Annotated in this window: 19 protein-coding genes; 4 read left to right on the top strand and 15 right to left on the bottom strand. The window is 62.6% G+C overall.

The window, feature by feature from the left end; translation table 11 throughout:
- Window positions 1-86 precede the first annotated feature (86 nt).
- From urtE to L4923_RS22040, 10 genes are all read right to left on the bottom strand, one after another.
- Window positions 87-782 (bottom strand): urea ABC transporter ATP-binding subunit UrtE, encoded by a 696-nt coding sequence (gene urtE / locus L4923_RS22085; RefSeq protein ID WP_239369172.1) that lies wholly within the window; start codon window positions 780-782, stop codon window positions 87-89.
- Window positions 775-1,533 (bottom strand): urea ABC transporter ATP-binding protein UrtD, encoded by a 759-nt coding sequence (gene urtD / locus L4923_RS22080; RefSeq protein WP_239369170.1) that lies wholly within the window; start codon window positions 1,531-1,533, stop codon window positions 775-777. Before urtD ends, urtE begins: the two co-directional genes overlap by 8 nt.
- On the bottom strand, window positions 1,530-2,756 hold the full coding sequence (gene urtC / locus L4923_RS22075) for an urea ABC transporter permease subunit UrtC (protein WP_239369168.1): 1,227 nt from the start codon (window positions 2,754-2,756) through the stop codon (window positions 1,530-1,532). Before urtC ends, urtD begins: the two co-directional genes overlap by 4 nt.
- 32 nt (window positions 2,757-2,788) lie before the next feature.
- Complete coding sequence (gene urtB / locus L4923_RS22070) at window positions 2,789-3,658, bottom strand: urea ABC transporter permease subunit UrtB (protein WP_239369166.1); 870 nt, start codon at window positions 3,656-3,658, stop codon at window positions 2,789-2,791.
- Between the two features lie 65 nt (window positions 3,659-3,723).
- On the bottom strand, window positions 3,724-4,971 hold the full coding sequence (locus tag L4923_RS22065; protein ID WP_239369164.1) for a transporter substrate-binding domain-containing protein: 1,248 nt from the start codon (window positions 4,969-4,971) through the stop codon (window positions 3,724-3,726).
- A 234-nt stretch (window positions 4,972-5,205) separates the two neighbouring features.
- On the bottom strand, window positions 5,206-5,871 hold the full coding sequence (locus L4923_RS31125) for an ANTAR domain-containing response regulator (protein WP_239369162.1): 666 nt from the start codon (window positions 5,869-5,871) through the stop codon (window positions 5,206-5,208).
- Window positions 5,872-5,894: 23 nt separating this feature from the next.
- A complete protein-coding gene (locus tag L4923_RS22055; protein WP_425530990.1) occupies window positions 5,895-7,055 on the bottom strand; it encodes a transporter substrate-binding domain-containing protein in 1,161 nt (386 codons plus the stop codon).
- A gap of 83 nt (window positions 7,056-7,138) precedes the next feature.
- Window positions 7,139-8,155: an alpha/beta fold hydrolase gene (locus L4923_RS22050; RefSeq protein WP_239369158.1), complete on the bottom strand. Its 1,017-nt coding sequence runs from the start codon at window positions 8,153-8,155 to the stop codon at window positions 7,139-7,141.
- Between the two features lie 64 nt (window positions 8,156-8,219).
- Complete coding sequence (locus tag L4923_RS22045) at window positions 8,220-9,533, bottom strand: purine-cytosine permease family protein (protein ID WP_239369156.1); 1,314 nt, start codon at window positions 9,531-9,533, stop codon at window positions 8,220-8,222.
- A gap of 431 nt (window positions 9,534-9,964) precedes the next feature.
- Window positions 9,965-11,158, bottom strand: a complete 1,194-nt coding sequence (locus tag L4923_RS22040; protein ID WP_239369154.1) for a GGDEF domain-containing protein — start codon at window positions 11,156-11,158, stop codon at window positions 9,965-9,967.
- 366 nt (window positions 11,159-11,524) lie between these two features.
- Between L4923_RS22040 and L4923_RS22035 the strand changes: the two genes are divergently transcribed.
- Both L4923_RS22035 and L4923_RS22030 read left to right on the top strand, forming a co-directional pair.
- Entirely contained in the window at window positions 11,525-12,418 is an 894-nt protein-coding gene (locus tag L4923_RS22035; RefSeq protein WP_239369152.1) for a DMT family transporter, read from the top strand.
- A gap of 28 nt (window positions 12,419-12,446) precedes the next feature.
- On the top strand, window positions 12,447-13,127 hold the full coding sequence (locus L4923_RS22030; RefSeq protein ID WP_239369150.1) for a class I SAM-dependent methyltransferase: 681 nt from the start codon (window positions 12,447-12,449) through the stop codon (window positions 13,125-13,127).
- 263 nt (window positions 13,128-13,390) lie between these two features.
- On the opposite strand, the gene zwf is transcribed toward L4923_RS22030, so the two are convergent.
- The 3 genes from zwf to L4923_RS22015 all read right to left on the bottom strand — a co-directional run bounded on the left by zwf (window position 13,391) and on the right by L4923_RS22015 (window position 16,989).
- Window positions 13,391-14,776, bottom strand: a complete 1,386-nt coding sequence (zwf, locus tag L4923_RS22025) for a glucose-6-phosphate dehydrogenase (RefSeq protein ID WP_239369148.1) — start codon at window positions 14,774-14,776, stop codon at window positions 13,391-13,393.
- Between the two features lie 11 nt (window positions 14,777-14,787).
- Window positions 14,788-15,795 carry a phosphogluconate dehydrogenase (NAD(+)-dependent, decarboxylating) gene (gene gnd / locus L4923_RS22020; RefSeq protein WP_239369146.1) on the bottom strand — a complete coding sequence of 336 codons (1,008 nt, stop codon included), beginning with the start codon at window positions 15,793-15,795 and terminating at the stop codon, window positions 14,788-14,790.
- 300 nt (window positions 15,796-16,095) lie between these two features.
- Window positions 16,096-16,989, bottom strand: a complete 894-nt coding sequence (locus tag L4923_RS22015) for a LysR family transcriptional regulator (RefSeq protein ID WP_239369144.1) — start codon at window positions 16,987-16,989, stop codon at window positions 16,096-16,098.
- A 113-nt stretch (window positions 16,990-17,102) separates the two neighbouring features.
- On the opposite strand from L4923_RS22015, the gene L4923_RS22010 reads away from it, so the two are divergent.
- Window positions 17,103-17,798 (top strand): type 1 glutamine amidotransferase domain-containing protein, encoded by a 696-nt coding sequence (locus L4923_RS22010; protein ID WP_239369142.1) that lies wholly within the window; start codon window positions 17,103-17,105, stop codon window positions 17,796-17,798.
- Window positions 17,799-17,840: 42 nt separating this feature from the next.
- Here L4923_RS22010 and L4923_RS22005 read toward each other — a convergent pair whose 3' ends face one another.
- Together L4923_RS22005 and pgi are read right to left on the bottom strand one after the other, a co-directional pair.
- Entirely contained in the window at window positions 17,841-18,551 is a 711-nt protein-coding gene (locus tag L4923_RS22005) for an HAD family hydrolase (RefSeq protein WP_239369140.1), read from the bottom strand.
- Between the two features lie 12 nt (window positions 18,552-18,563).
- Complete coding sequence (gene pgi / locus L4923_RS22000; protein WP_239369138.1) at window positions 18,564-20,201, bottom strand: glucose-6-phosphate isomerase; 1,638 nt, start codon at window positions 20,199-20,201, stop codon at window positions 18,564-18,566.
- Window positions 20,202-20,536: 335 nt separating this feature from the next.
- Between pgi and pdxR the strand changes: the two genes are divergently transcribed.
- Window positions 20,537-22,027 (top strand): MocR-like pyridoxine biosynthesis transcription factor PdxR, encoded by a 1,491-nt coding sequence (pdxR, locus tag L4923_RS21995; RefSeq protein ID WP_239369136.1) that lies wholly within the window; start codon window positions 20,537-20,539, stop codon window positions 22,025-22,027.
- Window positions 22,028-22,222: the final 195 nt, after the last annotated feature.

Here is a 22,222-nt window from a genome sequence, read left to right as displayed (position 1 = left end):
GTCTCCTCCTGTGGTTGCTGAACTCTTTGTTGGGGCATGATCTTTTCCGAAAACCGGGAACCACTTTTCGGGATCATGCTCCGCATCTAGACGACGAGATGTTTGTGGATGAGGTCGTCGCTTAGCTCGGTGATCGCGCCGCCGACGGCGACGCTGCCGCGATTGAGGATCGCGAAGTGTTTGGAGGCGCGGCGAGCAAAAGCGATGTTCTGCTCGACCAGCACGATGGTCAGGCCCTGCTTGCGATTGAGATCGATCAGCACGTCCTCGATCTGCTCGACGATGTTGGGCTGAATGCCCTCGGTCGGCTCGTCGAGCAGCATCACCTTGGGTTCCGACAGCAGCGCCCGCGCGATCGCCAGCTGCTGCTGCTGGCCGCCGGAGAGGTTGCCGCCGCGGCGATTGAGGAATTCCTTGAGGATCGGGAACAGGTCGAGCACCCATTCGGCGATACGGCCGCCGCCGCCCCTGGCGGCAAAGGTGCCGACCATCAGGTTCTCGCGCACGGTGAAGCCGGGCAGGACGCCGCGCCCTTGTGGGACATAGCCGAGGCCGGCCAGCGCGCGCTCATGGGTCGGCTTGGCCACCAGTTCCTCACCATCCAGCTTGATCGAACCGGAGGTGCGACTCATCAAGCCAAGCATGGTGCGCAGCAGGGTGGTCTTGCCGACGCCGTTGCGGCCGAGCACGGAGAAGAAGTCGCCCTTCTCCACCGTCATCGACACCGATTGCAGTGCGCGGCTGCGGCCATAGAAGCCGTCGACATTGGCAAGCTCAAGCATGGCCGATTCCTCCGGAACCGAGATAGGCGTCACGCACCGCCTGGTTGCTTTCGATGTCGGTGATGCTGCCCTCGGCGAGCAGCTTGCCCTGGTGCATCACCGAGATGGTCTGGGCGATGTCGCGCACGAAACCCATGTCGTGTTCGACGACGATCAGCGTGTGGCGTCCGCCGAGCCGGGTGAAGAGCTGCGCCGTCTTCTTGGTCTCCTGCGCCGTCATGCCGGCGGTGGGCTCGTCCATCAGGATCAGCGACGGGTCCTGCGCGAGGATCAGAGCGATCTCCAGCCATTGCGTCTGCCCGTGCGAAAGATGCGCGGCCGGCGTGTCGAGCTCGTCCTCGAGGCCGACCAGTTCGGCCAGCCGCTCGATGTCTTCGGTGTCGCCGCTTTGGCCGAAGGTCGCCAGGTTGGCCAGCACGCCGGGCTTTCTCGAGTGGCCGATGTGCAGGTTGTCGCGCACGCTGAGCGCCCGGAACACGCTGGGCACCTGGAACTTGCGGCCAATGCCAGCGCGCGCGATGGCGTGTTCGCTGAGCCGATGGATCGGCTTGCCCTTGAACACGATCTCGCCACCCGACAGACGAGTCTTGCCGCAGATCAGGTCGAGTGCGGTGGTCTTGCCGGCGCCGTTCGGACCGATCAGGCAGCGCAGTTCGCCAGCGCGGACCTTGAGGCAGAGGTCCGACACGGCGCGAAAGCCGCTGAAGGACACGCTGGCATTCTCGACAACAAGTTGATTTTCAGTGGTCATCGCGTGCTCTCAATCTCGCGGCCATTGGCGATGGGCTCAGCATGTTGCGCCTGCTTCGGGGCCGGGCGCTGCCGTTCGAAACGCCTGGCAAGGCTGGCGAAAGCGCCGGCGATGCCTTGCGGCAGGAACAGCACGACGAGCACGAACAGCAGGCCCATGATCAGGGTCCAGGTGTCGAGGAAGGTTTCCGATTCCGACAGTGCGCCCTGGACGCCGGTGACGATGAGGGCGCCGAGCATGGCGCCGAGCAGGCTCTGGCGACCGCCGACCGCGACCCAAATGACGACCGAAAGCGAGAGCGGCACGCCGAGGAAGGTCGGCGAGGCGAACTCCATGACGACGGTGTAGAGCATGCCGGCAAGGCCCGCGATCGCCGCCGAAACCGAGAAGATGAAGATCTTGTAGAGCGCGACGTCGTAGCCGAAGAAGCGGACGCGGTCCTCCTGATCCCGGATCGCCTGTACGATCAGGCCGGCCTTGCTCTTGGTGATGGCCAGCGCCAGGAACAGCGTGACCGTCAGGCAGATGGCGACAAGATAGTAGCTCGACGAGCCATAAGCATCGAAGGTGAAACCGGCGACATCGAACTGGCCGAGGTCGGTGATGCCGTTGAAACCGCCGGTGAAGGCCTGCTGGTCGATGATGACGAGTTGCACCACCACCATGGCGGCGAGCGTGATGATGGCGGCGTAGACGCCGGTCACTCTGCCCTTGAAGACGAACCAGCCGAGCAGGGCAGCGACGCCCGCTGGCAGCAGGATGCCGGCCAGCACGCCGAACAGCGGCGAATAGAACGGCGTCCAGAACCAGGGCAGTTCGGTGACGTTGTTCCAGACCATGAAGTCGGGCAGGCCATCTGCGCCGGTGTGCACCGGAATGGTCTTCAGCTTCAGCATCATCGCCATGCAGTAGGAACCGATGCCGAAGGTCATCGCCTGGCCGAGGTTGAGGATGCCGGCATAACCCCAGGACAGGCTGAGCGAGACAGCCAGCATGCCGAAGACCAAGTAGCGGGCATATTTGTTGAGCAGGAAAGCGTCCTGCAGGAACACCGGCACCAGCAGGATGGCCAAACACACCGCCGCGTAGAGCGCGATTTCGGTCTTCGTTCTGGCTAGAGCGTTTCCGTTTTTCACGGAAACGCGGAAACGCTCTAGTTCTTCGTTTTCACGCAATTCCGGACGGAAAACCGCTACGCCCTTTTCCTGGATTTGCTCTGGCACTCTGTTGTTTCCTTGATTGGACATGATCGGTCTCAGGCCCGCACGCGAGCGGTGAATAGGCCCTGCGGCCGGAAGCGGATGAGCACGACGATGGCGAGCAGCACCAGCGCCTTGGCGATCGTGTCGTTGGAATAGAAGGCGAGATAACCCGACAGCTCGCCGAGGATGCCGGAGCTGGCCAGCGTGCCCATCAGGCTTTGCGTGCCGCCGAGCACCACCACCATGAAGGCGTCGACGACATAGGTGGTGCCCATCTCCGGCGACACGCTCTTCAGCGGCGACACCAGCGCGCCGGCAAGGCCGGCCATGCCGGCGCCATAGGCGAAGGTCGAGCGATAGATGCGGCCGGCATTGATGCCGAAGGAGGAGGCGACCGCCCGGTTCTGGGTGATGGCGCGCAGCTTCAGGCCGAAACTGGTGTAGCGGTAGATGCCCCAGGTCAGCGCGAACAGGCCGAGCGCCAGGAACAGGATGAACAGGCGATAGGCGGAATCGGTCGCGCCGAGGATGTTGACGCTCTGCGACAGCGATTCCGGCATCTGCACATAGCGCAGCTCGCCACCGGCGGTCAGGCGGATCGCCTGCTGCGCCATGACGCCGATGCCCCAGGTCGCGAGGATCGTGTCGAGCGGCCGATCGTAGAGATGGCGGATGACCAGCGTCTCGATGAGCCAGCCGAACAAGGCGAGCAGCAGGAAGATCGGCACAAGGCTCGCCAGCAGACCGAGCCCGAACTGCGTCTGCAGGAACCAGGCCGCGTAGGCGCCGAGCATGACGAACTCGCCATGGGCAAGATTGATGACGCCAGTGACGCCGTAGATGATGGCGAGGCCGAGCGCGACCAACAGCAGGATGGAGCCGATGCTCAGGCCCGTCATGATCTGGGAGACGAAGATTTCCATGGCGCCGCTTCTTCCGGGAAAGAGGGGATGGTGGCGGTGCGAGACCGCCACCATTGTTGTGGCAATCAGCTCTGCTTCAGTCCTTCGGCCGTGCAATGCTGGTTGGGGTAGGCCTTGTAAGGCGAAGGCTCGAGCCAGTTGGCCGACTGCTTCAGGATCTTGAACTGACCATCGGCCTGGCACTGGCCGATCTTCGGCCACAGCCAGCTGTGCAGGTTCTCCGGCTCGATGCGTACCTTGCCCTGCGGCGCGACCAGTTCCTGGCCCTTCACCGCTTCGCGGATGGCGGTGGGCGAGATGTCGGAGCCGGCCAGTTTCTCGACCGCCTGCTTGAACAGGTAGATCTGGAAGTAGGATGGCTCGGACACGAAGTGGGTGACCTTGTCGCCGCCCCAGCGCTTCTTGTAGGCGTCGACGAATTTGTGGTTCTCGGGCGAGTCCCACACCATGAAGTAGGGCGCCGAGGTGAAGTGGCCCGCGGCCGCCTCGCCGCCCATCGCCGCCACCTCGTTTTCGGAGGTGGTAAGGCTGGCCATCGGCATCTTCTCGGGGTCGAGGCCGGCGGCATGGTACTGGCGGTGCAGCGCCACGACGGAATCGCCGACCACGGTGGAGAAGATGACGTTCGGCTTCTCAGCCTTCAGCTTGTTGATGACGGACGAGAATTCCGAATGGCCGAGCGGCACATACTCCTCGGCCACCACTTCGGCGCCGAGTTCGGCCAGCAGCTTCTTGCAGTAGTTGTTCTCTTCCTTCGGATAGATGTAATTCGAGCCGATCAGGTACCAGCGCTTGCCGAACTTCTCGACCAGCCATGGCACGAAGTCGTCCTGCTGCTGGTTCGGCACAGCACCGGTATAGATGACGTTCTTCGAACATTCGCGGCCCTCATAGAGGGTCGGGTACCAGTAGAGATTGTTCTGCTTCTCGAACACCGGCAGCACAGCCTTGCGGCTGGCCGAGGTGTAGGAGCCGAACACCGAAACACATTTGTCGGACAGCACCAGCTTGCGGGCCTTCTCGGCGAAGGTCGCCGGATCGGAGGCCGGATCTTCGACCACCGGCACCAGCTTCCTGCCGTTGATGCCACCGGCGGCGTTGATCTCCTCGATCGCCATGATCGTCGCCTTGTTGAGCGACTCCTCGATGATGGCCGTGGTGCCGGTGAGCGAGAACAGCACACCCACCTTGATCTCACCGTCGGCGGCATAGGCCAGCGACGAATTCTTGCTCCAGATATGCGGGAAACCGACGAGGGACACGGTGCCGAAAGCGGCGGTGGCCTTCAGAAAACTGCGACGATTGCTTTTCACCTTTCTTCTCCCCTGAAAACAGAAAAGGCCCCGAAGCGAGCTGCCGAAGCAGACCGTTTCGAGGCCGTATTGCCCTGTTGTTTTTCGCGGCAGCAACGCCGCTGCGAACCCTCCAAGGGCTCGCTAGAGTAAGGTCGTACGCAACAAAAAACCCCACGTCCCGCTTCCGCGAAAGTCGTGAGGTTCCGTTACCTTCATTTCGCCGGCAGCGTCGTTGCTGCCGATACCCGAACGCTAGCCAAGAAGTTCGTAGGAGTCAATGATGGCGGTGGCCACCGCGCCGATCGTCACGCGCCGTTCCATCGCCTGGCGCCTGAGATAGTTGTAGGCCTCTTCCTCGCTGACATTCTTTAGCCGCATAAGCAACGATTTCGCCCGCTCGACACTGCGCATGGTGCGCAGGCTCTCGTCCAGCTTTTCAATGCGTCCGCGCAGTCGGCGCTCGTAGAGGAAATGGCCGCGCGCCAGCGCGAGGGTCGACTGCACCGAACGCGAGGTCACCGGATAATGCAGCACGCCGTGGGCCGCGCAATTGTGCAGCAGGTTGAGATCGAGCATGCCGGCGCCGGGATCGATGACCACCAGGGCCGAGGCCGGCTCTCCCGGGATCCAGGGCAGGCGCTGCGGCAGGTCTGGCGAAAGCACGCAGAAGACGACGTCATACTGCGCCGGTATCTGCGACGGCATCGGCCATTCGTGGTGCACGTCGCAACGCAGGCGCTGCAGTTCACGGATCAGCCGCTCGCCGTCGTCATTGCGATCGACGATGACCGCGACCTTGAGGTTCCAGAACGAACGCGACGACGGTGGCCCGGATGGCGCATCGCGACCGCCTTCCTTCTTGGCACCCGCACCCTGTCGATCGCGGGTGAATCTTGCGATGTCGATGGTTTCCTGCACTGTCTGTTCCTCCCCGCCGCCGCCTATGCGAGCTCGAGATTCTTCTGGCCAAGGCTGCGCCCATACCCCAGCAGATAGGGGTCGGAGAGAACGCAGGATGGCGATTCATAAACAAGGTCGAACTGGCCTTGCCGGTTGGCGCGGCCGATACGCGTCCACAGGTCGGCGTGACCCCAGATCGGATTGATGGCGACGTCGCCCTGCGGCGCTTCGAACTCCGATCCCATCACCGAAGCACGCAGGATCTCGGTGTCCATCGAGTTGGTCTGCTCCAGCGTCTTGGCGAAGGCGTTGACCTGGAAATAGGACGCTTCCAGGCACATGTTGGTCGGCTCGTCATCGCCGTATCGTTTCTTGTAATCACGCACGAAGGACGAGTTGCGCTCGTTGCCGACGCCCTGGAAATAGGGCGCCGCGGTGATGTGGCCTTCACCGACGTCATAACCCATGGCGCGGATCTCGGCCTCCGTCGTGGTCAGCGAAGCGATCGGCATGACCTTCGGGTCGAGCCCAAGATCGGCATAGGCCTGGTAGAGATAGACCGTGCCGTCGCCGACGACGGTGGAGAAGATGACATCGGGCTGCGCCCGCTTGACGTCGCGCATCACCGGCAGGAATTCCTCACGCGAAGCGCCCATGCGTACATAGGACTCGCCGACGACCGTGCCGCCGCTGTTGCGGATCAATTCGCGCATGATGCGGTTGGATTCGCGTGGATAGATGTAATCGGCGCCGATGAAATAGAAGCGGGTGCCGTAGCGCTCCATCAGGATGCGACAGAGCTCGACGCTGTTCTGGTTCGGCGTCGCCCCGGTGTAGATGACGTTGGGCGAGAATTCAAAACCCTCATAGAGGGTTGGATACCACAGCAGCCCGTTGAGCCTTTCGACCACCGGCAGCACGGCCTTGCGGCTGGATGAGGTGTAGCAGCCGAAGATGGTGGAAACGCCATCCTCGACCATCAGCTTCTTGGCGTAGCGGCCGAAGGCGCTGGCCTCCGAGCCGGGGTCATAGACGACCGGCTCCAGCGGCCGGCCATTGACGCCGCCGCCGGCGTTGATTTCTTCGATCGCCGTCAGTGTGCCACGCAATTGCGTCTCCTCGATCACGGCCATGAAGCCGGTTCGCGAGAAGAGGACGCCGACGCGCCACGGTTCGGAGGTATTGCTTGATCTCGTCAATATACGCTCCCACGATTCCCCAATGCCGCTTGTTTTTTCTGTATGTCGCGGCCGGCCTCGCAGCTTGAAGCCGGCCGCTTCACGGGTCAACTGGCCAGAAGTTCCTTCAGCTTGCCGTCGAGAAATTTGACATCGTTCGGGCTGGTTCCCGGCCCGCCGGCGAAATGGCCCCAGACCGACTCATAGGGAACGAACTCAGCATTCGGCATGTTGGCCACTTCGAACTCGCTGTCTTCGGGCGGGAAATAGAGATCGGTGCGGCTGGGCATGACGAAGGCCTTGGCCTTGATGGCCTTGAGCGCCTTCTTGAAGTCGCCCTTGTAGAGTTCGTTGTCGCTGATGTCGCCATTCTGCCAGGTCCACAGCATGGTCAGAAGGTTGTTGGCGTCCTTCGGCAGGAAGAAGCCTTCCCAGAAAGCTACCAGGAAATCCTCCAGCGAGGAGTAGCCGAGCGCCTTGAGGTCTAGTTCCTGGCGATAGAAGGTCTGCGAGAAGCCCCAGCCGGCATAGACGCGGGCCATGGCGCGCAAACCCTTCTCCGGCTTGTTGTCGTACCAGCCATTGTTCCATGCAGAGTCGGCGGTGAGCGCGGCCTTGACGCCTTCCAGGAATACGAAATTGTGGCGCGAGCATTTGGCCGAGCCGCAGAACGGCGCGATGCGCTCGACCATGTCGGGATACATGGCGCCCCAATGGAAGGTCTGCAGCGCGCCCATCGACCAGCCGACCACCAGCTTCAGCTTCTTGACGCCGAACTTCTCGGTGACCAGCTGGTGCTGGGCACGGACGTTGTCATAGGCCGTCACCTGCGGGAACCGCGACTTGTTGTAGGGTTCCGGCGTGTTGCTGGGCGAAGAGGACAGCCCGTTGCCGAACATGTTCGGGATGATGATGAAATATTTGGCCGGGTCGAGCGTCATGCCCTTGCCGATCAGCCATTCATTGTCGACGTGCTGGCCGGAGTACCAGGTGGGGAAGACGATGACGTTGTCCTTCTTCGCATTCAGCTTGCCGAAGGTCTTGTAGGCAAGCTTGGCGTCGCGCAGCGTCGCCCCCCTTTGCAGGACGAAGTCGCCCAGCGAATAGATCTCATAGTCAGGCATCAGGCAGTTTCCTTTACTTGCGAACGTTGAGACGAGGCCCGGCGACCGGGCCCCATCCGGAACATCATGCGGTTGCGCGTTCCGGCGATGCGCGCAGCGACAGAGCGGCATAGGCGATGCCGCCGGCGAGCGCCGCGCTGATCGCGGTCGAGAAATGCGGCAGGTAGAATTCGACGATGACGGCCACCGCCGAGCCGATGATCCAGGCAATGAAGGCGGTCGGCCGCCAGTCGCGATCGATCTCGGCATTCTTGCGAGCGACATACTGGTCGACCAGGATGATCGCGCCGATCGGCGGAACCAGGATGCCGAGCAACGACAGCCACTGGATGAAGAAGGCCCAGACATTGCCGGCGGCGACCGCGATGCCGATGGCGCCGAGGATGACAGCCATCACGCGCATGCGGGTGTGGAAGATGCGCGACCAACCGGTGGCGGCATTGTACAGGCAATGCGCGCAGACCGAGCCGAGGTTCAGGTAAAGGAACACGAAGGCAAGCGCGCTGAGGAAGGCCACCTGCTTGCCGTTCATGTAGCCGAACATGTTGTCGGCACCGAACGGGTTGGCATTCGGAACGGCAAGCGCTGCCGTCATGATACCGCCGACCAGCATGGCGATCAGGTTGGCGAAGGGGAAGGCGCTGAAGGTCGCGATCAGCGAGGCCCTGCCATCCTTGGCCCAGCGGTTGAAGTCGGCGCTCACCGTGCCGGCGTCGATGAAGAGCGCGATGACGACGGTCAATCCCACGCCCATGGACATGGTGGCTGCGCCATTGTTGCCGGGATAAGCGAGGATGGCTTGCCAGCCGGAGGCTGACGCGGCGTCGAACACCACCCAGCCGCCGAGAATGACGAAGAGCGGAACCGAAACCAACCCGACCAGATGCAGCCCGTGCACGCCGACGAAGGTGATGCCGATGTAGAGCAGACCGGCGATGATGGTCATCGCGACATAATTGAGATCATAGGCCGAACTGATCAGCGCACCGGTGATGCCGGTCTGCACCGCATACCAGCCGAGCAGCAACGTCGACAGAAGGCCAGAGGCGAAGACATAACCCTTGCGGCCGAACACGATCGAGGCGAGCAGGGCGAAGTTCATGCCGCGGTTGGTGCCAAGAAGTCCCAGCGCGCCGACATAGGCGAACATGATGAGGTTGCCGATCACCATCGCCCAGAGTGCACTGGTGAAGCCCATGCCGAGCACGAGGATCGAACCGGTCATGGCACCGGTGATGATCATCGGAAAGCCGATCCAGACCGTTGTCACCGAAAAGGTGGAGCGCCGCGCCGCCATCGGCACGGGCTGATGCTCGTATTCTTCTCCGAGTATGTGATCGACGCTATCGAGCGTCTCGATCTCCGTCTTGTTGTTCATGCCACCCTCCCAGGGGTCAATCGCGTTGCGTGTGCGGCTGTCGTCGCGATCGGACGTCCTTGTCCTCACCCGCTTTCCCCGGTGGAAGCGCATTCAGGCCATGGTCCCAAAGGCGCGCGGCGTGAACCACTGGCGGTTCGCCGGCGCAAGCCCCTTGTCATAGCCGTCCGGCGCCGGTTCCCCATCGGCATCTCGGTCGGTATCGCCAAAACGACAAAGGCCTCCCGATGGCTTCGTGTCCGAAGTCAAAGGGAGGCCTTCTTGCCTTGATCTGATTGGGTGGCCTCGTTGCCACCTGCCTGCTTAACAGGCGAAGGAAACGTTAGACGGGCATCCAAATCCTGTCAATACGACGTTTCGGAGTTCAAAAAGGAAGGAGCACCCGCCATCACTCCTGGCTGAGCGACCTTCTTTGGCAACGGCTGTTCCGCTTATGAAACCACCAGCTTGAGATGACTCTGCCCCGCCGGACGACGATTCTTCATGCCGGAAATGGCATAGCCGTTGCGACCGGCTTCCTTGGCGCGATAGAGCGCCTCGTCCGCCCTGGCGGTGAGGTCGACAGCGGCGACATAGATGTCCGGCGTCCACTCCGCGATGCCGACGCTGATGGTGAAACGGTCCTCGTCTTCCGCTTTGCCGCTGCCTTCGCGCACGGTGGCGACGAGAACGGAAGCGACTTTTTCCGCCTGGCGCGCAGTCGTTTCCGGCAGCAGGATCGCAAACTCGTCGCCGCCAAGCCGGAAGACCGTATCGCTGCCGCGTACCATCGCCTTGGCGATCTCGGCGAACTGGCGCAGGATGCGGTCGCCGAAAGCATGGCCGTGCGTATCGTTGAAGCTCTTGAAGTGATCGATATCGATCAGCATCAGCGAGAAATGGCGGCCGGTGCGGCGCGTGCGTTTGTCCTCCGCCTCCAGCACAGCCAGAAAATGGCGGCGATTGGGCACGCCGGTGAGATCGTCGGTCTGGGCAAGCTCGGCAAGCTCCTCACGCAGCCGCCCGATCGACATGACGGTGAAGCCGAAGTTCCAGACCACCCCCGAGAAGATGACACACAGCAGTGCGTAGGATTCCACCGCCGTGTAGAATTCCTGATCGACGCGCCCCAGCATCAATCCTACGTTCAAGACGCTTTCGATGAGATGGCCGAGGATGCCGACGATCATGGCGGTGGCCGCAATCATTGCGCCGAGGTCCTTGCGATGCCAGCGCAGCAGATACCAGGCGGCGAGCACCAGCGGCACCGACTGACCAGCGGCATAGACGAGATTGCGGCCCTGCAGGCTGCCGAACAGGAGGAGCAGCAAAACCAGGCTGCCGGCAGTGATCGTCGCGCTTGCCTTCAGCCCGCCGGACTGGCCGTAGAAAACGCGCACGCCGACCCAGAACATGCAGAAGCCGAAGATGACGAAACCATTGCCGATCACGGCCGGCACATAGCTGCCCTCGTTGCCCTGCAGGGCGAGCACGCAGCCACCGATGGTGGAAAGCACGCAACCAGCCAGCCAGACGCGCGCTGCCGCGAAGTTCCGATAGCGGTAGGCGATGGCGCCCCAGATGACCGCAACCGTCAGCGAGTTGAGCAGGATGACGATGTAAAGCGTGAGGAAGTCGAGTTTCATCACAATGTCCTGGGCGAAGCTCTCCTCCTACGGGTTCGCCACTTGCGCAGACGTTAATATAAACGGTGCGTTTTGCGTCAACTGTTAGAAAAAGCCGGCGACCTCCTGCAATTCCAGCAAAGTGCTCGGGTTTGCGCACGAAATTGCAAGGGAGTTTGAGCGTAGCTCCCTGCTGGACGTGCTGGCGCAACCAATCCACACCAACTACCCGCTTGCGGAAGGCATTGAATTACGCGAGATCGACGACCGCCTTGCCGGAAGGCTGAAGACACTTTCGTAGACGAACGCTGACTTGTCGTTTGGCCGGCGCCGCATATCGAGCCGACGGCAAGGCCAGCCTTCCGAACCTGATCTAACCGAGGACCAATGCCCATCCACGAACTCGCGGCGCTCGGCGCCGCAACCTGCTGGGCGCTGACCGGCATCATCTCGGCAGGGCCGGCCGGCCACCTCGGCGCTCCGGCCTTCAATCGCCTGCGCCAGATCTTCGTCACCGCCATGCTGGCCCTTTACGTGCTAGCGACCGGCGCGTGGCGCGAACTCGATGCAGCCAATGTGCTTCCACTTCTGCTGTCAGGGTTCATCGGCATCTTCATCGGCGACACGCTGCTGTTCGCCACGCTGAACCGTGTCGGCCCCCGCCGCTCCGGCATCCTGTTTGCGCTCAATGCGCCGATCGCGGCCATTCTCGGCTGGCTGCTGCTCGGCGAGACGCTGACCATGAAGGCGCTCGCCGGGATGGCGCTGGTCGTGGCCGGCGTGCTGCTGGCCATCCTGTTCGGCAAGCGCCGCGCGCAGCTGCATCAATGGGAAACGGTGAAAGGACCGCTCTGGATCGGCGTGGCGCTTGGGCTCGGCGCTGCAACGGGGCAGGCGATCGGATCCATCATCGCGCGGCCGGTGATGGAAACCGGCATCGATCCGTTCGTGGCTTCGATGCTCCGGGTCGGCATCGCCGCGGCCTGCCTCAGCGTCATGATCCAGCTGCCCATTCCCGCGTTGAAGCCCAAAGGCCCGCTGACCTGGAAGGTGGCGGTCATGACTGCGCTCACCGGCATCCTGGCCCTGGCGATCGGCATGACGCTGCTTCTGTTCGCGCTGTCCGGCGGCAAGGTCGGCATCGTCTCGACATTGTCGGCAACCTCGCCCGTCATCATCCTACCGCTGCTGTGGCTGCGCACCGGTGAGCGACCGGCCGCCGGCGCCTGGGCGGGTGCCGCCCTCGTGGTTGCTGGCATGGGGCTGATCTTCATGGCGTGAGACCAGGTGGCGGTCTAGGTTAGCTCGCATGAGCGTGCCGATATCCGATCCGTACCAAGCTGCCGTGGCGATGGATGATGTCACAGCCTTCATAGCCACCAACCTGCCGGTCGCACCTGTCCCGGGCATTCCGGAGATCCGGCTGCATGGAGCGCGGCCGGGCAGCAATCTGCGCCGCGTCGTTGAGCAGCGGAGCAAGCTCTCCCCCTACTGGGCCTATCAATGGGCTGGCGGCGCGGTGCTGGCACGCCATCTGCTCGACCATCCGGAAACGGTACGAGGGCGGACCGTGCTCGATCTCGGCTCCGGCTCCGGTCTTGTCGCCATCGCCGCCGCGAAGGCCGGCGCCGCAAAGGTGATAGGCACAGACATCGATCCGCATGCGATCGCCGCGCTGCGTCTCAACGCGGAATTGAACGACGTGGCGGTAGAGCCTGTGCTGGCAGATCTTACAACTGGAGAGCCGCCTCACATCGACCTGCTGCTGGTCGGCGACCTGTTCTACGAACGTCGGCTCGCCAGACGGGTCACGGCATTCATGGATCGCTGTCTTGCCACCGGCATCACGATCCTGGTCGGCGATCCGGGCCGCGCCTATCTGCCTCGCGAGCGGCTGGCAGCGATCGCCGAATACCCAGTGACCGACTTCGGCGCAGCGGCCGGCGTGGCCACCCCAGCGATGGTCTTCACTTTCATGCAGAATAGCTAATTCAACCCTGGCGGCAGAACAGACTTCTACGCCACCTGCGATTGCCCGGAAAGATGGCACCTATTTTTGCGTGGATTGCCCAAAAAACAGAATCTCATGCTTCGCGTGCACAAGATTCTTGCTGCAAGCTAAAAAAATCATCCGGTGATTCCTCCCGTAGCACTGGATGTGTTCTTCCCTCCCGAGAGGCTCTTAAGCCTCTGCTTCGGCCGGGACGCCAGGCGTCCCGGTCTTTTTCTGTGCTGCAGTGTTGTTTTCAGGGTCTATTTGGCCGGGTCGATCCAGCCGTTCGGCGGCCCGAACTTGGCCATGGCTTCGGTCGGGCCCCAGGTACCCGGCTCATAGATCGCAGGCTGGCTCTTGTCGTCGAGTATCGGACCAACGATGCGCCAGGCTGCTTCAGACGCATCCTGCCGCGTGAACAGGCGCACGTCGCCGTTCATGGCATCGCCGATCAGGCGCTCATACGGCTCCATGTCACCCGCTGAATCGTCGACGGCCGAAAGCTCGACCTGTTCGCCGATCATCGCGTCGCCGGCCTGCTTGCGGCGCGCGCCGATGCTGATGGAGATTTCCGGGTTGATGCGGAAACGCACATAATTTGCCTCGCCCGGCGCGATCGTGTCGAAGACATCGAGCGGCGGCCGCTTCAGCCTGACCACAACCTCGGTGGCCCGCACCGGCAGGTTCTTGCCGGCGCGGATGAAGAAAGGCACATCCTGCCAGCGCCAGGTGTCGACGAAGAAGCGCACGGCGGCAAAAGTCTCGACGGTCGAGCCCGGCGCGACGCCCGGCTCCTTCAGATAGCCGGCAAACTGGCCGCGCACCACATCGTCCTTGGTCAACGTACGAACGGCCTTCAGCACCTGCACCTTCTCGTCGATCAGGTCCTCGGCCGAGCGGCCGGAAGGCGGCTCCATGGCCAGAAGCAGCATGATGTTGAGCAGATGGTTCTCGATGACGTCGCGGATGCAGCCGACCTCGTCATAGAACTTGCCGCGCCCCTGCACGCCGAAATTCTCGGCCATGGTGATCTGGACGCTCTCGACATAGTTGCGGTTCCAGATCGGCTCCAGGAAGGAGTTGGCGAAACGGAAATAGAGCAGGTTCTGGATCGCTTCCTTGCCGAGATAATGGTCGATGCGGAAGATCGAATTCTCGTCGAAGACGATGTGCAGGACCCGGTTCAGCCAACGCGCCGACTGCAGGTCGCGTCCGAACGGCTTTTCCACCATCAGTCTGGCGCCGGTCGCACCGCCCGACTGCTCCAACCCCTGCACCACCGGCTCGAACATCGAGGGCGGCACGGCAAGGTAATAGAGCGGATGCCGGAAGCCGTTCAGCTCTTCCTTCAATTTGTCGAAGGTTTCCTGATTGCGGTAATCGCCGCTGACATAGCGCAGCAGCCCGACCAGCCTGGCGAACACCTTCTCATCCACCTTGCCGAGTGCCGCCTTTATGCCGTCATGCGCGCGTTCGGCAAGCTTCTCCACCGTCCAGTCGTCATAGGCGATGCCGATGATCGGCTCCTTCAGATGGTTGCGTTCCACCATCGAATAGAGCGCCGGGAAGATCTTCTTGTGCGCCAGGTCGCCGGTGGCCCCGAAGAGCACAAGCACGTCCGATCGGGTTTCAGCCGCTACTGCCATGATTGTGCCCCTTACGCCTTCGGCTTTTCGAGATGGCCGCCGAAGGCATAGCGCATGGCGGACAGAAGCTTGTCGGCAAAGGCCGACTCGCCCTGCGAGGAGAAGCGGTCGAAAAGGGCCGCGGAAAGCACCGGTGCCGGCACGCCGGTGTCGATGGCGGCCTTCAACGTCCAGCGGCCTTCGCCGGAATCCGAAACCCGGCCGCCGAACTGCGCCAGCGCCGGATCTGCCTTCAGCGCACCCGCTGTGAGATCGAGCAGCCAGGAGCCGATGACCGACCCATGCCGCCACACTTCGGTCACTGCCGGCAGGTCGATGTCGAACTGATAATATTGCGGTTCGGACAACGGTGTCGTCTCGGCATCGGCGCTGCGCTTGGCCTTGCCGGAACTGGCTGCCTTGAGGATGTTCACGCCCTCGGCATAGGCGGCCATGACGCCGTATTCGATGCCGTTGTGCACCATCTTGACGAAATGGCCGGCGCCGCTCGGGCCGCAGTGCAGATAACCGAAGGGCGCGGTGCCGGCGGCCTTGTCGGGCGTAGCCCCTTGGTCGGCGCCCGGCGCCAGCGAAGCGAAGATCGGGTCGAGATGCTTCACCGCAGCATCCGGACCGCCGATCATCAGGCAGTAGCCGCGCTCCAGGCCCCAGACACCGCCGCTGGTGCCGACATCGACGAAGGCCAGGCCCTTTTCGGCATATCTGGCGGCGAGATCGACCGCATCGCGATAGTTGGAATTGCCGCCGTCGATGATGATGTCGCCCTTGTCCAGAAGCGCTGCGACCTGGTCGGCGACCTTGCCGGTGATGGCAGCCGGCAGCATCAGCCAGACGGCGCGCGGCTTGGCCAGCTTGCCGATGAACTCTTCCAGAGAACCGGAGCCGATCGCCCCTTCCTTGACCAGGGCTTCGACACTGGCCGGGTTGATATCGTAGACGACGCATTCATGGCCGTCGCGCTGCAGGCGCCTGACCATGTTGGCGCCCATCCTGCCCAGTCCCATCATTCCGATCTGCATATTTCTATCCTGCTGCTTACATTGGCCTGCCCGATCGCCCTGCCCGCCGGCATCAGCCGACGCAACCGAGACGCAGACAATCTCCGATCCGCGGCCATCAAGCCAGAGGAATGTGAAAGCTGTGTCAAACGAGGTGCGAGTGACTGGTTGGACGCCAAGATCTCCTTCCCAGAGGGAAAGGGATAGTGGCACTATTCCAGGTGCCAGCCGTTGATCCTGTAGTCACTCAAGCGCTCCGCTTCGTCGCGCGGCACATGCCGCGCGGTCTCGGCAAAGGTCTAGACATAGAAACCGAAAAAATCATGTAACCAGGAAATCGATCAGCGTTCGGACCGCGGCCGGAAGGCTGCGATGGGGGGCATAGAGTAGGGAAAAGGCGCGCGAGCGCCCTGCAACTTGCGGCATCACCCTGACCAGCTTGCCGCGTTCGAGGCGATCGCGCACAACAAAATCGTAGGCTTGGCAGATTCCCGCGCCGGCTTCCGCCAGAGAGACGACGCCGAGAATGTCGTCGAAGACCTGGATATCTCCTTCCGGTACCCAATCCAGATTCTTGCCTTCGACAGAAAACAGCCAAGGTGCAGGCTTGCCCGTGCTCGGCATGATGAATGGCAGACAGACATGCCGTGTCAGCTCATGGATATCTTGCGGCATGCCCTTGCGTTCCAAATAACTCGGCGCCGCGACAAGTTGCAGCGTTGCTTCTTCGAGCTTGCGGCCGATCAGCCCGCTGTCGGGAAGCTCACCGCCTCGGATGGCGATGTCATAGCCCTCGGCGATGAGATCGACATTACGATTGGCTATATTCACCTCGACCTTCACATGTGGATGAGCCGCCGCAAAACGCGCCAGCTTTTCGGGCAGACGAAAATGTCCGTAGGTGGTGGAGACGCTGAGACGGACACGTCCAGTCAACGCCCCCTCCCGACCCCCTATCGCGCGTTCGGCGTCGTCAATCAGAGAGAAAGCCGCGCGGGCTTGCTCCAGATAGTCGCGGCCTGCCTCGGTCAGGTTGAGTTGCCGTGTGGTACGACGAAGGAGCTGGGTGCCCAGCCGGACTTCGAGGCGTGTGATCGCTCGACTGAGAACCGATGCTGTCGTGGAGAGTGCGACCGCCCCCGACGTGAACGACCCCTTTTCGACAACCGTCACGAAGGCTTCCACGTCCCCCAGATGATCAAAACGACGCGCCATTCGAGCCTCCAGGGAACAGATCTTTTCCACTGTGACCCATTTATCGCCATTTGGCACAACAATAAATGTTTGGCCAAGCAGCCACGACATTCCTCACAAGGCAGGAGACAGAGATGACAGATGCCAATCCTTCGACACGCAAGCCGGTTCTATTCGTCCTCACGAGTCACGGCATCAAAGGCGACACCGGTCAACCGACGGGCTTCTTTCTCGGCGAAGTGACCCACCCCCTGGCCGTGATGGACGCCGCCGGAATCCCAGTTGAATTCGCGTCGATCCAGGGCGGCGAGCCGCCGGTGGACGGCTTCGACCTGGAGGACGCGACCAATGCCCGATACTGGAACGACGAAAATTTCAGGCGCGCGATAAAGAACACCGCGAAGCTGGCCGACGTCGACACGTCCCGGTACTCGGCGATTTTCTTTGCCGGAGGGCATGGAGCGATATGGGACATGCCGACGAGTGCCGATGTCGATCGGACGACACGCGAGATTTTCGAAGCCGGGGGCGTTGTCGCTGCCGTGTGTCACGGCCCGGCAGCTCTGGTGAACGTCAAGCTCAGCGACGGCAGCTATCTGGTCGCGGGCCGCAACGTGAGCGCCTTCACGGATTCCGAGGAACGGGCCGTTGGCCTCGACAAGACGGTTCCCTTTCTTCTGGCAACCACACTCGTCAAGCGTGGCGCGATCCATCATCCAGCGCAGGACTGGACGAAAAAGGTCGTTGTCGACGGCAGGCTCATTACCGGGCAGAATCCGCAATCGGCAACCGCGGTCGGTGAAGCGCTCCGCGACCTGCTGTCTGTTTAAAGCAAGCCCACTCTTCGACTCCGCGCGAAAGTAGGGGGGCGCTTACCCTCGCCCAGCCAGAAACGCCGGCAAATCCGCGACGGAGGCCAGCACCACATCGGCCAGCGGCGCGAGCGACTCGCGCGTGCCGGTGCCCGACAGTACGCCGATCGCCAGACCACAGCCGCCGGCGCGGGCCATGTCGAGATCGTGACGGTTGTCACCGACCATGGCGATTTCGGACGGCTTCAGGCCGGTGAGGTCGCAGAAGGCGATCACCGCATCGGGCGCTGGTTTCGGGTTGGCGACCGCATCGTAGCCATAGGCGGCGTCGAACAGCTGCGCCATGCCGATGGCCGACAGCGTGCGCTCGCAGCCGGCGGTGGAATCGTTGGTGGCGACGCCCAGGCGGTAGGATTTGGCATGAAGCGCGGCGAGCGACTCGGCAATGCCGGGCAACGGCACGGCGAGCGCGGAGCCCTGTTCGGTGCTGATCTCGTTGAAGTGATCCAGCGCATCGCGCTGCTCGACAGCGGACAATTCGGGGAACCACAGCGCGATGATGTCGGCATTTGTGCCGGCAGCGAAGATGGAGTCCGGCTTGAAGCCCTTCGTCTGGAAATCATAGCCGGCCTTGGCCAGGAGCACGTCGGCCCTGGCGCGATCGCCGTTCGCCGCTTCCAGTGCCATGCGATCGGCCACGCCGCCCCAGGTGGCGTGGAAATCGATCAGTGTGCCATCCTTGTCGAAAAGAATGCCCTTGATGCCCGCCAAATCCCCGTACTCCTATTCGTTTAGCCGGTGAATATGTCCTATCAGCCCGGCTGTCGAGGCATCTCTCTTGGCGGCATTCTCCTTGCCCTCAACGACAGGCAACAGGCTGGTGGCGAGTTCCTTGCCGAGTTCGACCCCCCATTGGTCGAAGGAATTGATGTCGTAGAGCGTGCCTTCGACGAAGACGCGGTGCTCATAGATCGCGATCAGCCGGCCGAAGGTGCGCGGGTCGAGCTTGCGATAGAGGATGGTGAGCGAGGGCCGGTTGCCGGAAAAGACGCGATGCGGCGCTATCCTGTCGACCTGTTCAGGTTTCATGCCCTTGGCCAGCATCTGTGTGCGCGCTTCCTCCAGCGTGCGGCCCTTCATGAGGGCTTCAGACTGCGCCACCACATTGGCGAGCAGCAGATCATGATGATGCTTGAGATCCGGCTCATGGCCGACGGCAGCGGCTATGAACTCGACCGGAATGATGTCGGTGCCCTGGTGCAGCAGCTGGAAGAAGGCGTGCTGGCCGTTGGTACCGGGCTCGCCCCATACCAGAGGACCGGTCGGCGTCACGGCCTTGCTACTGTCCAGCATGACGCTCTTGCCGTTCGATTCCATGTCGAGCTGCTGGAGATAGGCCGGCAGGCGCGACAGGCGCTGGTCGTAAGGAATGACGGCACGGGCCGGATAGCCGCAGACGACGCGATGCCAGAAACCGATTAGGCCGAGCAGCGCCGGCAGGTTCTTGTTCAGCGGCGCGGACCGGAAATGCTCATCCATTTCGTGCGCACCGGCCAGGAAGGCGCGGAAGTTTGCAGGACCGACGGCGATCATCACCGGCAGGCCGATGGCGCCCCAGACGGAGTAGCGCCCGCCGACCCAATCCCAGAAACCGAAGACGCGGTCCTTCTCGATGCCGAACTTGGCGACCAGGTCCAGCGCGGTGGAAACGGCTGCGAAATGCTTGCCCACAGCTTCCTTGCCAAGCTTGGCCTCGACCCATCTGCGCGCCGTCTCGGCGTTGGTCATGGTCTCGACGGTGGTGAAGGTCTTGGACGCGACGATGAACAGCGTGGTTTCCGCCGACAGGCCTTTCAGCGTGTCATGCATGTGGGCGCCGTCGATGTTGGAGACATAATGCGTGCGCGGCCCGTCGTGGTAAGGGGCGAGCGCCAGCGTCGCCATCACCGGGCCGAGATCGGAACCGCCGATGCCGATGTTGACGATGTCGGTGATCTTCTTGCCGGTATGGCCCGTCGCCTTGCCGGAGCGGATGGCATCGGCAAAAGCGCTCATCGCATCGAGCACCGAGCGGACATCCTTCTGCACGTCCTGGCCGTCGACAGTGAGCCCCTTGCCGTCGAGGTTGCGCAGCGCCGTGTGCAGGACGGCGCGGTCCTCGGTGATGTTGATGTGCTCGCCGGAAAACATCGCTGCGCGCCGGCCCTCGAGATCGGTCGCCTTGGCCAGGCCCTCGAGCAATTCCATCGTCCTGTCGTCGACGGCGCATTTGGACCAGTCGAGCAGCAGGTCGCCGTCCAGCGCCGAGAAGCGCTCGAAACGATCAGGATCGGCGGCGAAGGCCTCGCGCATGTTCATCGGGGTTGCGGCGCGATGGGCGCGCAGGGAAGCGAGCTGTTTGTCGAAGGCGGTGCGGTCCACGGCGATCTCCAGACTATGGCAGGGTCGGTTCAGACTTTAGCAGAGTGAGTAGCGCAAACGACAGGTTTGCAGCGAACTTATCTAGCGGAGTTTCAATCGGTTCAAGCCGAGTGCCGCGCACATTTTGCGTCCGCGCGAAATGGAACCGACGGCGCATTCCGTCACGCCGACCAGAGCGGGAAATTTCTGCCTTTTGTCGTTCACCGGCGGGAATGAAGGATCACTGGCATAAATCCCAGCGATCAGAAAAATTGATTGGCGCAACCCCTTGTACCAATCATACAGTCCAATGGTCCACAAAACAAAAAAGACTGACCAACGAGGAGCGCCCGAATATGCCACAGCGTAACGACACAGCGATATGGTCAGGCCTTTTCAGGATTTCGGCCGAATCCGGCCAGACCCTGCAGGCACAGATCCGCCAGGCGATCGTGGCCGCCATCCTCGACCGCCAAATCGCTGCGTCCATGCCGCTCCCGTCCTGCCGCATCCTTGCCGAGAAGCTCGGCGTTGCGCGCGGCACCGTGGTGCTCGCCTTCCAGCAACTCGTCGACCAGGGCTTCCTGGTGGCGCGCGAACGGCGCGGCCACTTCGTGAATCCGGAGGTCCTTGCCACACCGGCGCGGCCGCAGAAGGCACCCGAACAGGCCAATGAGATCGACTGGAAGAAGCTGCGCCAGATCGCCGCCAGCGACATGCCACCGCCGAACAAGCACGACAACTGGATCAAGTCGTCATATCCGTTCGTATACGGCCAGTTCGATCCGGCGCTGTTCCCGACCGCGGAATGGCGCGAGTGCAACCGCATGGCGCTGGCCGTGCTGGAGATCCGCAACTGGGCCTCCGACATGGTCGACCGCGACGACCCGCTGCTGATCGAACAGATCCAGGCACGGCTGTTGCCGCGGCGCGGCATCTTCGCCAATCCGGACGAGATCATCGTGACGCTTGGCGCCCAGAACGCGCTCTACATGCTGGCCACGCTCTTGATGACCAAGGGCTCGAAGGTGGCGATGGAAGACCCCGGTTACCCGGATGCCCGCTCGATCTTCAGACTGGCCGGCGCCGACATCCAGCCGATCCCGGTCGATCAGTCGGGCATCGTCACCTCGGCGATCCCGTCCGATTCCGGCTTCGTCTTCGTGACGCCGAGCCACCAGTGCCCAACGATGGTGCCGTTGTCGCAGGAGCGTCGCCAGGATCTTCTGGCCCGCGCCAACCGCAACAACCACATCATCATCGAGGACGGCTATGACAGCCAGTTGCTGGACGAAGCGCCGCAGCAGGCGCTGAAGAGCATCGATCGCTCCGGCCGCGTCGTCTATGTCGGCTCGATGTCGAAGACGCTGGCTCCGGGCCTGCGCCTCGGCTACATCGTTGCTTCGGCCGGCCTGATCGCCGAACTGCGCGCGCTGCGCCGCTTCATGCTGCGCCACCCGCCAGCCAACAACCAGCGCGCCGTGGCCCTTTTCCTGTCGCTTGGCCACCACGAGGCGCTGGTGCGTCGTCTTTCGACGGCGTTCGACGAGCGGCGCAAGCGGCTGGTGAACGCGATCTCGGCCTTCCTGCCGGATTGGCGTGCCACCGACTCGGCCGGAGGCACCTCGTTGTGGCTGGAAGGACCGCGCGGCACCGACTCGCGCGATCTCGCTGCGGCGGCAGCCAGCCGCAGCGTCATCATCGAGCCGGGCGACCGCTTCTTCGACCGCACGGACAAGCCGTCTCGGTTCATGCGACTGGGCATCTCGTCCATTTCGCTGCAACATATCGAACCCGGCATTCGCGAACTCGCGACCGCAGCAGGCCGACGGCCGGCAGCGGCATAAATCCACCTCCCAAGCAACAATCAACCCTCCCCCTTGAACGGGGGGAGGGTTTATAAATTGCCGCTGCCGCTTTCTCGTTCATCGCCGAAAGTCGGCCCCTCGCGCTCGGATCTCAAGCGGTCGAGCAATGCCGTTCACCTGCCGCTGTCCACTACCTTCAGCAGTTCCCGACACCCTGCCTGCGAGGGCCTGACA

This window comes from Terribium retamae, assembly GCF_022347545.1.
Taxonomy (GTDB): domain Bacteria; phylum Pseudomonadota; class Alphaproteobacteria; order Rhizobiales; family Rhizobiaceae; genus Mesorhizobium; species Mesorhizobium retamae.
Note: the sequence above shows the minus strand (reverse complement) of the source record. Positions and strands in the feature narration are given on the sequence as shown.